Consider the following 12,574-nt stretch of genomic DNA (forward strand, 5'->3'; position numbering starts at 1 on the left):
GTCGCCCTCCTGGCCCCAGGACATGACGCCGGACAAGCCACGACCGCGCGTCGTCACCGGCCGGCGCGCCGACTTGCAAGGTATCCGAAGACAGCGATGGACGCACAGTACAAGCCCCAAGAGATCGAACGCGACGCCCAGCAGTTCTGGGAGAAGCACCAGTGCTTCAAGGCGGTGGAAGACGCCAGCCGCGAGAAGTTCTACTGCCTGTCGATGTTCCCCTACCCCAGCGGCAAGCTGCACATGGGGCATGTGCGCAACTACACCATCGGTGACGTGGTCTCCCGCTACCAGCGCATGCAGGGCAAGAACGTGCTGCAGCCCATGGGCTGGGACGCCTTCGGCATGCCGGCCGAGAATGCCGCCATCCAGAACCAGGTTCCCCCGGCCAGGTGGACCTACGAGAACATCGACTACATGCGTGCACAGCTCCAGGCGCTGGGGTTCGCCTACGACTGGAGCCGCGAGTTCGCCACCTGCGACGTGAGCTACTACCGCTGGGAGCAGTGGTTCTTCGCCAAGCTGGTGGAGAAGGGGCTGGTCTACAAGAAGATGTCCACGGTGAACTGGGACCCGGTGGACCAGACGGTGCTGGCCAACGAGCAGGTGATCGACGGCCGCGGCTGGCGCTCCGGCGCCCTGGTGGAGCGCAAGGAGATCCCGCTGTGGTTCCTGCGCATCACCGACTACGCCGAGGAGCTGCTGGCCGACCTGGACACCATCGAATGGCCCGAGCAGGTCAAGACCATGCAGCGCAACTGGATCGGCAAGTCGCGGGGCGTGGAACTCAGCTTCGATATCAAGGCCGCTGAGGGCAGCGCCTGCGAACCGCTCTCGGTCTACACCACCCGCCCCGACACCCTGCTGGGGGTCACCTACGTGGCGGTGGCCGCCGGCCATCCGCTGGCGAAGCAGGCCGCCGAAGGCAACCCAGCGCTGGCCGCCTTCTGCGAGGAGTGCGCCCGCGGCGGCACTTCCGAGGCGGAGCTCGCCACCCGCGAGAAGAAGGGCATGCCCACCGGCCATGTGGCGGTGCATCCGCTGACCGGGCGCGAGGTGCCGGTCTACGTGGCCAACTTCGTGCTGATGGAGTTCGGCACCGGCGCGGTGATGGCGGTGCCCGCCCACGACCAACGCGACTGGGAGTTCGCCCACGCCTATGGCCTGCCCATCGAGCCGGTGATCGCCGACGCCAGCGGCAACGCCCCGGACCTCGCCGAGGGCGCCTACGTGGAGTACGGCACCCTGATCCACTCCGGCGAGTTCGACGGCCTCGACTTCGAGGCGGCCTTCGACGCCATCGCGGCGAAGCTGGCCGAGCTCGGCCGCGGCGAGGTCAAGACTAACTACCGCCTGCGCGACTGGGGCGTGGCCCGCCAGCGCTACTGGGGCGCGCCGATCCCGGTGAAGTACGGCCCCGAGGGGCAGACCGTAGCGCTGACCGACGAGGAGCTACCGGTGGCGCTGCCGCTGGAGGTGACCGTCGATGCCTCCGGTTCACCGCTCAAGCGCATGCCGGCGTTCAGCGACCTGGGCGACGGCTGGGTGCGCGAGACCGACACCTTCGACACCTTCATGGAGTCCTCCTGGTACTTCGCGCGCTTCTGCTGCGCCGACAACCAGGAGGCGATGCTCGACGAACGCGCCGACTATTGGCTGCCGGTGGACCTCTACATCGGCGGCATCGAGCACGCCATCCTGCACCTGCTCTACGCGCGCTTCTTCACCAAGCTGATGCGCGACCTGGGCCTGGTCAGCGTCGACGAGCCCTTCCAGCGCCTGCTCACCCAGGGCATGGTGATCGCCGAGACCTTCTACCGTGAGACCGAGAACGGCGGCAAGCAGTGGTTCAACCCCGCCGACGTCGAAGTCAAGCGTGACGACAAGGGACGCCCGGTCAGCGCCGTGCTGATCGCGGATGGCCAGCCGGTGGTGATGGGCGGTATCGAGAAGATGTCCAAGTCGAAGAACAACGGCGTCGACCCCCAGTCGATGATCGACCGCTTCGGTGCCGACACCGTGCGCCTCTTCATGATGTTTGCCGCCCCCCCGGAGCAGTCCCTGGAGTGGTCCGACTCCGGCGTCGAGGGGGCGAGCCGCTTCCTCAAGCGCCTGTGGCGCCTGGTCTCCGACCATCTCGAGGCCGAGCGCCAGGCAGGCGGCGTGGCAGCCGGCGGCATCGACCCGGCTGCCCTGACAGAGCCCCAGCGCGAGCTGCGCCGCAAGACCCACGAGACCATCGCCAAGGCCAGCGATGACATCGGCCGTCGCACCACCTTCAACACCGCCATCGCCGCGGTGATGGAGCTGACCAACGCCATCGGCCGCTTCCACCAGGGCGACGACGCGGCCGGCGACCAGGACCTGGCCGTGGCCCGCGAGGCGGTGGAGGCCTGCGTGCTGCTGCTCGCCCCCATCGTGCCCCACGCCTGCCACGCCCTGTGGGCCGAGCTGGGCCATGCCGAGCCGATCATCGACGCCACCTGGCCCCGGGTGGACGAGTCGGCACTCGCCCGCGACACCATCGAGCTGGTGGTGCAGGTCAACGGCAAGCTGCGCGCCCGTATCGAGGTGCCCGCCAGCGCCGACAAGGCGGCCGTGGAAGCCGAGGCCTTCGCCGCCGAGAACGTCCAGCGCCACACCGAGGGCAAGACGATACGCAAGGTGATCGTGGTGCCCGGCAAGCTGGTCAATATCGTGGTGGGCTGAACGCCACACCAGAGGGAGTGATCCATGCAGCGACGCACCTTTCTCACCCTGGGCCTGGCCGGCGGCGCCGGCCTCGTGCTCGGCGGCTGCGGCTTCCGGCTGCGCGGCTTCGACGAGCCCGCCGCGGTGATCGATGCCCTGGCGCTGGCCGGCCCCGACAGCGAGCTCTCGCTGCTCGCCCGGGAGCGGCTCGAGGGCGCCGGCACCCGCGTGGATGATGGCGCCGACCGGGTGCTCACCCTCGGCCAGCCCGAGTTCCAGCGCCGCGGCCTCAGCGTCCTCGACTCGGGGCCGCGGGAGGAGGAGATGACCCTCACCGCCCCCTTCTCGGTGCAGCGCAGGAGCGACGGCGCCTACCTGCTCGACCAGCAGCGCCTCGAGGTCACCACCCGCTACACGGTGAGCGACGCCAACCTGCTGATTCAGGACGACCTGCGCGAGGAGGCCCGGCAGGAGCTGCGCGAGGCCGCCGTGCGCCAGCTCCTCGACCGCCTGCGTGCCCTATAGATTTCAAGGCTCGCGATTCCGGAAAAGGGGCGCCGGGGACAGGTCGGAGAGGAGGTCCTATGCCAGGGGTGAGAAGCACTGCTTCGAACGGGCTGGCCATGAATGGCCAGCACCGGCCCTGCAAACGGAGCAGGACGCGAGAGTGAAGCAGGGCATCGGTAGCGCCCAGGGAGGGGTTCACAGCGCCTCCTCGATGACCTGTCCCCGGACAAGCCCCGTTCGCAAAGGATACGCTCGTTGAAAGTCTTCCCCGACAAGCTGGCCGATGCGCTGACGAAGAAGCTGCCGCCGGTGGTGATCGTCGCTGGCGAGGAGCCGCTTCAGCACATGGAGGCCTGCGACGCCGTGCGCGCCGCAGCCCGCGCCCGCGGCATCGAGGAGCGCGAGATCCTCCACGTGGAGGGCAACTTCGCCTGGGGGCGCCTGCACGAGGCCTCGGCCAGCCTGTCGCTGTTCGCCAGCGCCAAGCTGATCGAGCTGCGCCTGGCCGGGAACAACCTGGGCCAGGAGGGCGCCAAGGCGCTGAAGGCCTACGCCGAGGAGCTCAAGGGCAGCGACAACGTGCTGCTGCTGGCCATGGGCAAGCTCGACTTCCGCCAGCAGAAGAGCGCCTGGTTCCAGGCGCTCGACAAGGCCGGGCTCTTCGTGCCCATCTGGCCGGTGGACCTCTCGCGGCTGGGCTTCTGGCTGCGCGACCGCGCCGCCCGATACGGCCTCAACCTCGACCTGGACGCCGCCCGCCTGCTCGGCGAGCGCACCGAGGGTAACCTGCTGGCCGCCGACCAGGAGCTGCAGAAGCTCGCCCTGATGCTGCCGCCGAACAGCCGCGTCTCGCCGCGAGACGTGGCCGGTGGCGTGGAGGACAGCAGCCGCTTCGATGTCTTCACCCTGATGGACGCCTGCCTCAAGGGCGAGCGGGCGAGGGTCTCGCGGATCATGGCCGGCCTGCGCGCCGAGGGGGTAGAGCCCCCCATCGTGCTCTGGGCCCTGACCCGGGAGCTGCGCACCCTGCTCTCGCTGCATCAGCACCTGGACCAGGGGCAGAGCTTCGAGCACGCCTGCAAGGCCCAGAAGCCCGCGATCTTCGAGAAGCGCCGCCCCGCCTACCAGCAGGCCATCTCGCGACTGCCGGTGAAGCGGCTTCACAAGCTGCTGCTCTTCGCCCAGCGCCTGGACCTGGCCATCAAGGGCGCCTCCCCCCTGCCGGTGCAGGACGGCCTGCACGACCTGGCGCTGACCCTGGCCGGCGGCCGCGGCCTGCTGGCCGAACTGCCCTCCTCCTACCGGATCGCCTGAACGCACCGAGCGTTGATCGGCAAGGGCATGAAATCCCACACCATTTCATCCTATACTGTGCGGGTATCATCGTGACGCCACACTTGTTCGCCAGGAAGCGACGCGTGGATCATCAAGGAGCCGGAAGCCCACTCGAAGAAGAAGGAACACCGACATGATGAAGAAGATCTGCCGTTACCTGAGCCCGCTGCTGATCACCGCCCTGCTGCTGGGCAGCCTGCCCGTGGCTGCCGCCCCGGCGCCCGCCGGCAGCGACCTGATCACCACCCAGGCGGCACTCAACGCCGAACATGGCCAGGCCGATCGGGAGCGGATCCACGAGATCCTCGCCCGTGACGACGTGCGCGACCAGCTGGTCGCTCAGGGCGTCGATCTGGCCGAGGTCGAGGCCCGCGTGGCGGCGCTCTCCGACGCCGAGGCCGCCCAGATGGCCGAGCAGCTTGAGCAGCTCCCGGCCGGTGCCAGCGTGGTCGGCGCCCTCTTTGCCGTCTTCGTGATCCTGCTGGTCACCGATATCCTCGGCCTGACCAACGTCTTCCCCTTCACCCGCTGAGGGGGCTGCCATGATCGACTGCCTTATCCGGCAGCCGGCGGCAGCAACAGCCAGGAACGCCCGCCATGCGGGCGTTCTTGCGTTGGTGCTCTGCCTGCTGCTGCTGACCGGCTGCGCCACCACCCCGCGGCTTGCCGACAGTACCGAACAGGCCCTGCCCCGCCAGCTGCTGCTCGAGGAGGTGCCCTTCCACGCCCAGCGCGACTACCAGTGCGGCCCGGCCTCCCTGGCCATGGTGCTCAACGATGCCGGCGTCGACGTCGAGGTGGACACCCTGATTCCCCAGGTCTTCCTGCCCGGCCGCGAGGGCAGCGTGCAGCCGGAGATGCTGGCCACGGTGCGTCGCCACGGCCAGATCCCCTTCGTGATCGAGGGCCACCTGGATGCGCTGCTGCTGGAGCTCGCCGCCGGCCACCCGGTGGTGGTGATGCAGAACCTGGCGCTGCCCGCCTGGCCGATGTGGCACTATGCCGTGGCCATCGGCTTCGACCTCGAGCGCAACGAACTGATCCTGCACAGCGGCGAGGAGCCCAGGCGCATCGAGTCCTTCCGACGCTTCGATGCCACCTGGGCGCGCAGCGACCGCTGGGCCTTCGTGGCCCTCCCTCCGGGGGAGCTGCCGGCCGGGGTGAGGCCCCATCTCGCCATGGAGGCGATCAGCGCCTTCGAAGGGGTTCAGGGCGCCGAGACCGCCCTGCCGGCCTGGGAGGCGCTGGCCGAGCGCTTCGCGGACAGTGGCCTGGTGCACTTCGGCCTGGGCAACGCCCGCCACACCACCGGGGACGCCTCGGGTGCCATCGACGCCTTCGCGCAGGCGGTGGCGGCCGAGCCGGGGCTCGCCGTAGCCTGGCTCAACCTCGGCCTCGCCCGGCGCGGCCAGGGGGACGCGGCAGGCGCCCGGGAGGCCCTGGAGCAGGCCGCCGCCCTGCCCGGCCACTGGCAGCCCCATGCCCGCGAGGCCCTGGAGAGTCTGGAGGAGAGATAACCGTGGCCCATGACATCGTGCTCAAGCGCATCTACCAGCCCGCCCAGCCTGAGGACGGGGCCCGGGTGCTGGTGGACCGGCTGTGGCCGAGGGGCCAGCCCCGCGAGGCGCTGGCGTTGACCGACTGGTACCGCGACGCCTCGCCCAGCCCCACCCTGCGTCGCCAGTACCATCAACAGGAGATCAGCCACTTCGTGTTCGCGGCCCGCTATCGCGGCGAACTGCGCGATCACCCGGAGCATCTGGTACCCCTGATGCGCCACGCCCGCCTTGGGCGACTCACCCTGCTCACCGCCGCACGCAATATCGAGGCGTCGCATCTGCCGGAGCTGCGCGAGGCGCTGCTCAAGGCGCTGCGCGACGAGGATGCCGCCGACCTCGAGCCCGCCTCCCCTCCCTGCTACGCCCACCTGCCTCAGGGGCCGTCCCGCGACGAGCCCTGAACCATGGGGGCCTCGCCCCCCGTATCGCGGTAATGATGCGCCTGGCGGCTGAAGAGATCGCAGTAGATGCCGCGCCGGCGCATCAGCTCCTCATGGGTGCCTGCCTCCCGGATCTCGCCCCGGTCGAGGACATAGATATAGTCCGCCAGCCTGACGGTGGAGAGACGGTGGCTGATCACCAGGGCCGCCCGATGATCGATGCGCTCGCGAAAGTTCTCGAATAGCTCGGCCTCCGCGGCGGGGTCCAGGGCGCTGGTGGGTTCATCCAGGATGATCACGCTGGAACGGTGCATGAAGGCCCGCGCCAGGGCGACCTTCTGCCATTGCCCGATGCTGAGCTCCTGGCCGTCGTCGAACATGCGCGTCAAGGGCGTCTCGTAGCCGGCCTTCAGCGTGCGGATGAAGGGGTCGGCGCTGGCCTTGATCGCCGCGGCCTCGACCGCGGGGGTATCGCTGGGCTGGCGAATGTCCCCGTAGCGGATGTTCTCCCGCACGGTGGTCGCATAGTGGGCATAGTCCTGGAAGATCACGCTGAACAGGCGACGATACTCCTCGAGGCCATACTCGCGAATATCCACCCCATCCAGGGTAATCCGCCCCGCTGTCGGGTCGTAGAGGCGGCACAGCAGCTTGATCAGCGAGGTCTTGCCGGAGCCGTTGGCCCCCACCAGGGCGACGACCTGCCCCGGGCGGATGGCCAGGTGGATGCCTTTCAGCACGGGGGCATCGGTGCCGGGGTAGTGGAAGCCGACGCCTTCGAAGCGGACCCCTTCACGCAGCGACGCCGGCACCGCCACGGGGTGCTCCGGCTCACCGATCACCGGCCGGATGTCAAGAAACTCGAACAGCAGGCCGAGGAAGAGGTGGTCCTCGTAGAGCTGGGCGAGCTGATGCACCAGCTCCTGCCCCATCGACTGGGCGCGCTGGAAGATCAGCAGGAACAGCACCAGGTCACCGACGCTGTTGCGCCCCTCGGCGGTTTCCCAGGCAAGAAACCCCAGGGCGCCGAAGAAGGCCAGGGTGGCGATGCTGGCCACCGCCAGCTCGACCCGAGTCCTGCGACGGGTGATCCCCAGGCGCTCACGGCGAATCTGCCCCCGCAGCTCCGAGTGCTGATCGCGCAGCACATCGCCCAGCTGGTTGAGGCGCAGCTCCTTGGCATTGATGTCGGAGGTCATCAGCCAGTCGAGATAGTAGGCGCGCCGCTCCATCTGGGTGCGTCGACGCTGCCACTCGTAGAGGTAGCGGGTGAAGTGGATCCTGACCAGCAGCGCCGGCACGATGGCGATCAGCAGCACCGGCAACATCAGCCAGTTGATGGTCACCATCAGCACCACGATCGCCATCAGCATCAGGCCGTTCCTGGCCAGCAGCATCAGGTTGGTCACCACCTGGACCGGGCGCTGATTGCCGGCCTCGCGGGCGCGCTGGAGCGTGTCGAAGTAGCGTGGACTCTCGTAGAAGGCCAGGTCGGCCCGCACCGCGCGGGTATGGATCTGGCGGTCGATATGGTCGGCCACCAGCATCCCCTGGGCCTCCCTGGCCAGGCCCGCCAGCGAGCGGGCGGCCAAAAACACCAGGGTGCAGCCACCGGTCAGGGCCACGAACCCGAGCACCCGCCCCGTCCCGCCGGTGATCGACTCGCTGGCCAGCAGCCCGGTGATCACATCCACCAGCTGCTTGAACAGGTAGAGGACGGCCAGCCCCGAGGCCACCTCGAGGGCCATCAGCGCCGTTCCCAGCAGCGTCCATCGGCGGCTGCTCTGCCACAGCATCGGCAGGATGCGACGCAGCGAGAGCACCGGGGCGAAGAGCCGGGTGAGGAGCGTCATGGCGGCCACCCGCTGCGCCGCTTCACGCGCGCCATCTCCCGGTGGTGAGACGAGAATGCAGCTTCTGGAAGGGGCAGCTCAGCCGGTAGAGCCACTGCCAGCGGGGCGGCAGCGGCCAGAGCCGGTAGTCGGCATAGGTGGGGCGCAATAGCTTGACCACCCCCTGCATGCGCCCCTGGAGCCGCTGTCGTGGCGTGGCCTGCCAGTCGAACGCAAAGTCCGCCGAGCTCTTCATGCTCTCCATCGCGAGCTCCACCTCCCAGCCCCCCTCGAGCGCCATCAGGCAGGCGCCAAGCAGCTCCCTGCCATGGCCGGCGATGTCCGCCCGCCAGGGTTCCGGATCGGCCAGGGCCCGGTGCATCGCCAGGCACGCCTCGAGCGTCGCGCCGAGCCCTCGCCGGGCGGCGACCTCGCGGCAGGCGGTCAGTGAGAAGCTCGGATGACGCTGGATCGCATCGAGATCGACCAGCCAGTGCAGGTGCGACCAGTGGTGCTTGGTATGGTGCAGGCAGATGTAGACGAACAGCTCCTCGGTCGGCATGACCCGGACCTCGGACTCGCCCATCACGAAGGTTTCCGCCCCGTCGAGCAGGGCCTGGGTCGAATAGATGCTCCCGAGGCTGTCGATCTGCTGGTGAATCTCGATTGCCACCCCCTGGGGAGAGAGGAGGGAGAACACATGGTGCACGCCGGCCGCGAAGCGCAGCCCTTCCCGCTCTGCGGTCAGGCCCTGGGGCATCTGCGACACATAGCCCTGGCGCAGCGCGCGCTCCAGCAGCGCGACGAGCCGCTCCGGCGCCACGAGAAGGTCGATATCCCGCGAGAACCGCAGCGCCGGATCGTCATAGTAGCGTGCTGAGAGGCTCGGCCCCTTGAAGAAGAGGTGGGGAACCTCCAGCGGGACCAGCAGCTCTTCCTGCAGCTGGCGGATGGCCGCCGCCGCCAGCAGGTTGTAGCGGACCACGGAGAGGCTCGTCTCTCGCATGGCATCAAGACTGGATCCCGGCAGATTCCCTGGGGCCAGCCGGCTCAGATGCCGATAGGCCAGCGGCAGCACGAAGCGCTCGTTGGCCAGCCGCGACAGCGCCTCCCAGTCATCGATCCGGGCGCACAGCGCCAGGGCCGCCGCCTTCTGCTCCTCCGTGAGCGCAAGGCGTGCCATCACCAGCAGCAGGTGCAGCGCAGGCGTCAGGGAAGTGGGTGATTCTCGTCTGGGCATGGCAGGACCTTCCCCGACCGCGGGTTCCCTACGGATGGTCATGCGCGCGCTACGCCATGCGGCTGACCGCCGGTTTGTGTTACATCATGTTAGTCAAGTTGGCGTGGCACCACCATGACGGGCATCGCTGCTGCCCCCTCGCCGCTGGACAGGTCGTTCGCCGTGGACCTACATTCGGCATGACGGCGGGCGCAGCGAGCCACGCCGCCGATGGTCACGCTCCCCCCATCCTGGCCAGAGGGTCGCGTCATCGTGAAACGACTCCGCAGGTTCCTGAAGACACCCCTCTCCCGCCAGTGCCTGATGGTGGAGGCCGCCCTGCAGCTGGCGCTCGCCTGGATGATGGTTCGGCTCCTCCCCTTTCGCTGGTGGTCGCCGCGCCTGGGGGAGGCCTCCGCGGGGGAACCGCCCCCCGGGGATGGCGTCGACGACCCGCGAGCCCACGCGATCAGCGGGGCCGTCACGGCAATCAATCGCGCGGTCGGTGGGCGCTTCACCTGCCTGATGCTGGCCGTAGCCGGGCAGCGCATGCTCAACCGCCGGCGCATCTCGAGCAGCCTGGTTCTCGGCACCCGCACCGAGCGTGCCGAGGCAGAGGGGCCCTCCCTGACGGCGCATGCCTGGCTGCGGGTCGGCAGCCAGGTCATCCTGGGGGGGCATGACGGCCGCTACCTGCCGGTGGCGAGCTTTGTGCGCCGCTATCGCCATCAGGCTCCGGAATGGGGGCAGAAGGCAGCCCGCGACGGGGGAGATGTCTGGGACGAGAGGGGTGAGTAGAATCAGCCCCTGCCGGCGACGAGAGAAGGCGCGGCTGGGCTAGACTGCACAGCGTATCGGTCACCAGATCCGCGCTCTTCCCGGCCCAGCCGGGCACAGGGCGCGGCGCCGGTGATCGACGCCAACAGCGACCACGCGAGAACAGGACCCGCCCATGCACATGCAGAGTCAGATACGACGCCGGGACGATCCGCTGACGTCACACCTCGGCGATGACCTGGTGATCTTCAGCGCCAGGAACGGCAGGTACTACGGCACCGAGGAGGTCGGCACCTTCATCTGGTCCTTCCTGGAGGGTGGCACTAGCGTGCTGGAGGTCTGCGAAGCGCTGCGGCAGGTCTTCGATGTGGACAGGCCCACCTGCGAGAGGGACGTCATGACGTTTCTCGAACAGCTGGAGCAGGAGGGCCTGATCACCGTTCAGTGACGCTGGCGGGGCCTGACGGCCGCGGCTAGCGCCGCTCGGGCCTGCCTAGAAGACCCGGTTCATCCCGTTCATCGCCGCTACCCGGTAGGCCTCGGCCATGGTGGGGTAGTTGAAGGTGGTGTTGACGAAGTACTTGAGGCTATTGGCCTCGCCCTTCTGCTGCATGATCGCCTGGCCGATGTGGACGATCTCCGAGGCCTGGTCGCCGAAGCAGTGGATGCCGTAGATCTCCAGGGTGTCCTGGTCGAACAGGATCTTGAGCATGCCCACGGTATCGCCGGTGATCTGGGCGCGGGCGGTGTCCTTGAAGAAGGCTTGGGCGACCTCGTAGGGCACCTTCGCCTCGGTGAGCTCGCGCTCGTTGCGTCCGAACGAGCTGATCTCGGGAATGGTGTAGATGCCGGTGGGCACCTCGGTGACGTAGCGGAAGTCGTCGCCGAGGATCTCGCTGGAGGCGTTGAGGCCCTGGTCGTAGGCGGCGCTCGCCAGGCTCGGCCAGCCGATCACGTCACCGGCGGCGTGGATGTGGGGAATCGCCGTTCGGTAGTGTTCGTCGACCATCAGCTGGCCGCGGGAGTTGGCCTCCAGGCCGATGTTCTCGAGGCCCAGCTGGTCGGTGTTGCCGGTGCGCCCGTTGGCCCACAGGAAGGCATCGGCGCGCAGCCGCTTCCCGGATTTCAGGTGCACCGTCACGCCGGACTCGTCGCCCTCGACGCGGTCATACTCCTCGTTGTGGCGAATCAGCACCCCGTGCTTGCGCAGGTGGTAGGAGAGCGCGTCACTGATCTCGTCATCGAGGAAGGAGAGCAGGCTGTCGCGGTTGTTGATCAGGTCCACCTTGACGCCGAGGCCGGAGAAGATCGAGGCGTACTCGCAGCCGATGACCCCGGCGCCGAAGATGATCAGGGTACGCGGCGTGTGCGACAGGCTCAGGATGGTGTCAGAGCAGTAGATCCGCGGGTGGCGGAAGTTGATGTCCGCCGGGCGATAGGGGCGGGAGCCGGTGGCGATGACTACCTTCTCGGCCACCAGCTCGTCCATGCCCTCGTGGTTGTCGCGCACCAGCAGGGTATGCTCGTCCTTGAAGCGGGCCACGCCGCTGAACAGGTCGATGCGGTTGCGGGAGTAGAAGTTGGTGCGCATCGCCACCTGCTGGTCGATGGTGGCCCGGGAGCGCTCCATGACCTTGGGGAAGGAGAACCAGCGCGGCTCGCCGATATCGCGGAACATGCGGTTGGTGTTGAACTGCATGATCTGCTTGACCTGGTGGCGCAGCGCCTTGGAGGGAATCGTGCCCCAGTGAGTACAGTTGCCCCCCACCAGTGGCTGCTTCTCGACCACCGCCACGCGCTTGCCGTGCTTGGCGGCGTTGATGGCGGCGCTCTCCCCCGCCGGGCCGGTACCGATCACCACCACGTCGTAGTTATGGACTGCCATTGGCCGTTCGATCTCCTTGCGGTTAGCGCCTGGGGACAGACCCCCATGTCGAGTCATTGAGGATTGGTTGCTGCCAGGTAAAGGCCAAGCCGAATGGGGGTCTGTCCCCCATTGCCCTTAGCGCCGGGTCGCGTCGTAGCCCAGGTCGGCGCCGCGGCTCTCGTCGCTGCGGCGGCGGACGCTGCCGCGCTTGCGGTTCTCCTCCTCGCACACCTCGTCCTTGCCGCCACACACCTCGCAGCCCTCCTTGAGGCCGAGCTGGTTGAGGCCGCCGCAGGAGCCGGCGATGGGCTTGCGGCCGAGGATCACCCCCACGGCCATGGCGGCCATGATCAGCAGCATGAAGGCAAAGGCAATAATCCAGATGGTCATGACATTCTCCTTTCTCA

Annotated in this window: 12 protein-coding genes; 8 read left to right on the top strand and 4 right to left on the bottom strand. The window is 68.3% G+C overall.

Going from position 1 to position 12,574, the window contains the following annotated elements; genetic code table 11:
- Positions 1 to 96: 96 nt before the first annotated feature.
- The 6 genes from leuS (at position 97) to D1793_RS00385 (ending at position 6,493) form a co-directional block, all read left to right on the top strand.
- Positions 97 to 2,709: a leucine--tRNA ligase gene (gene leuS, locus D1793_RS00360; protein WP_119020383.1), complete on the top strand. Its 2,613-nt coding sequence runs from the start codon at positions 97 to 99 to the stop codon at positions 2,707 to 2,709.
- A gap of 24 nt (positions 2,710 to 2,733) precedes the next feature.
- On the top strand, positions 2,734 to 3,216 hold the full coding sequence (lptE, locus tag D1793_RS00365) for an LPS assembly lipoprotein LptE (protein ID WP_119020384.1): 483 nt from the start codon (positions 2,734 to 2,736) through the stop codon (positions 3,214 to 3,216).
- Between the two features lie 237 nt (positions 3,217 to 3,453).
- On the top strand, positions 3,454 to 4,512 hold the full coding sequence (gene holA, locus D1793_RS00370) for a DNA polymerase III subunit delta (protein ID WP_119020385.1): 1,059 nt from the start codon (positions 3,454 to 3,456) through the stop codon (positions 4,510 to 4,512).
- 157 nt (positions 4,513 to 4,669) lie between these two features.
- A complete protein-coding gene (locus D1793_RS00375; protein WP_110070818.1) occupies positions 4,670 to 5,065 on the top strand; it encodes a PA2779 family protein in 396 nt (131 codons plus the stop codon).
- Positions 5,066 to 5,075: 10 nt separating this feature from the next.
- Positions 5,076 to 6,050 (top strand): PA2778 family cysteine peptidase, encoded by a 975-nt coding sequence (locus D1793_RS00380; RefSeq protein ID WP_119020386.1) that lies wholly within the window; start codon positions 5,076 to 5,078, stop codon positions 6,048 to 6,050.
- Between the two features lie 2 nt (positions 6,051 to 6,052).
- Positions 6,053 to 6,493, top strand: a complete 441-nt coding sequence (locus tag D1793_RS00385; protein ID WP_119020387.1) for a DUF488 family protein — start codon at positions 6,053 to 6,055, stop codon at positions 6,491 to 6,493.
- On the opposite strand, the gene D1793_RS00390 is transcribed toward D1793_RS00385, so the two are convergent.
- Together D1793_RS00390 and D1793_RS00395 are read right to left on the bottom strand one after the other, a co-directional pair.
- Positions 6,466 to 8,325 (bottom strand): ABC transporter ATP-binding protein, encoded by a 1,860-nt coding sequence (locus D1793_RS00390; protein WP_119020388.1) that lies wholly within the window; start codon positions 8,323 to 8,325, stop codon positions 6,466 to 6,468. The two genes, D1793_RS00385 and D1793_RS00390, sit on opposite strands and share 28 nt — an antisense overlap.
- A 22-nt stretch (positions 8,326 to 8,347) precedes the next feature.
- Complete coding sequence (locus D1793_RS00395) at positions 8,348 to 9,544, bottom strand: nucleotidyltransferase family protein (RefSeq protein WP_162899870.1); 1,197 nt, start codon at positions 9,542 to 9,544, stop codon at positions 8,348 to 8,350.
- Between the two features lie 252 nt (positions 9,545 to 9,796).
- On the opposite strand from D1793_RS00395, the gene D1793_RS00400 reads away from it, so the two are divergent.
- Together D1793_RS00400 and D1793_RS00405 are read left to right on the top strand one after the other, a co-directional pair.
- On the top strand, positions 9,797 to 10,321 hold the full coding sequence (locus tag D1793_RS00400; RefSeq protein WP_162899871.1) for a lasso peptide biosynthesis B2 protein: 525 nt from the start codon (positions 9,797 to 9,799) through the stop codon (positions 10,319 to 10,321).
- Between the two features lie 154 nt (positions 10,322 to 10,475).
- Positions 10,476 to 10,748, top strand: coding sequence for a PqqD family protein (locus D1793_RS00405; RefSeq protein ID WP_119020391.1), 273 nt, complete (start codon positions 10,476 to 10,478; stop codon positions 10,746 to 10,748).
- Positions 10,749 to 10,793: 45 nt separating this feature from the next.
- Here D1793_RS00405 and sthA read toward each other — a convergent pair whose 3' ends face one another.
- Positions 10,794 to 12,185 carry a Si-specific NAD(P)(+) transhydrogenase gene (sthA, locus tag D1793_RS00410; RefSeq protein ID WP_119020392.1) on the bottom strand — a complete coding sequence of 464 codons (1,392 nt, stop codon included), beginning with the start codon at positions 12,183 to 12,185 and terminating at the stop codon, positions 10,794 to 10,796.
- 117 nt (positions 12,186 to 12,302) lie between these two features.
- A complete protein-coding gene (gene nqrM, locus D1793_RS00415; protein ID WP_119020393.1) occupies positions 12,303 to 12,557 on the bottom strand; it encodes a (Na+)-NQR maturation NqrM in 255 nt (84 codons plus the stop codon).
- Positions 12,558 to 12,574 lie beyond the last annotated feature (17 nt).

The organism is Halomonas sp. JS92-SW72 (assembly GCF_003547075.1).
In the GTDB taxonomy this organism is placed as follows: Bacteria; Pseudomonadota; Gammaproteobacteria; order Pseudomonadales; family Halomonadaceae; genus Halomonas; species Halomonas alkalicola.

Bases quoted from the DNA above. Each gene is read 5' to 3' on its own strand.
- leuS (WP_119020383.1), top strand. From the start codon at position 97: ATGGACGCACAGTACAAGCCCCAAGAGATCGAACGCGACGCCCAGCAG.
- lptE (WP_119020384.1), top strand. From the start codon at position 2,734: ATGCAGCGACGCACCTTTCTCACCCTGGGCCTGGCCGGCGGCGCCGGC.
- D1793_RS00375 (WP_110070818.1), top strand. From the start codon at position 4,670: ATGAAGAAGATCTGCCGTTACCTGAGCCCGCTGCTGATCACCGCCCTG.
- D1793_RS00380 (WP_119020386.1), top strand. From the start codon at position 5,076: ATGATCGACTGCCTTATCCGGCAGCCGGCGGCAGCAACAGCCAGGAAC.
- D1793_RS00390 (WP_119020388.1), bottom strand. From the start codon at position 8,325: ATGACGCTCCTCACCCGGCTCTTCGCCCCGGTGCTCTCGCTGCGTCGC.
- D1793_RS00395 (WP_162899870.1), bottom strand. From the start codon at position 9,544: ATGCCCAGACGAGAATCACCCACTTCCCTGACGCCTGCGCTGCACCTG.
- D1793_RS00405 (WP_119020391.1), top strand. From the start codon at position 10,476: ATGCACATGCAGAGTCAGATACGACGCCGGGACGATCCGCTGACGTCA.
- sthA (WP_119020392.1), bottom strand. From the start codon at position 12,185: ATGGCAGTCCATAACTACGACGTGGTGGTGATCGGTACCGGCCCGGCG.
- nqrM (WP_119020393.1), bottom strand. From the start codon at position 12,557: ATGACCATCTGGATTATTGCCTTTGCCTTCATGCTGCTGATCATGGCC.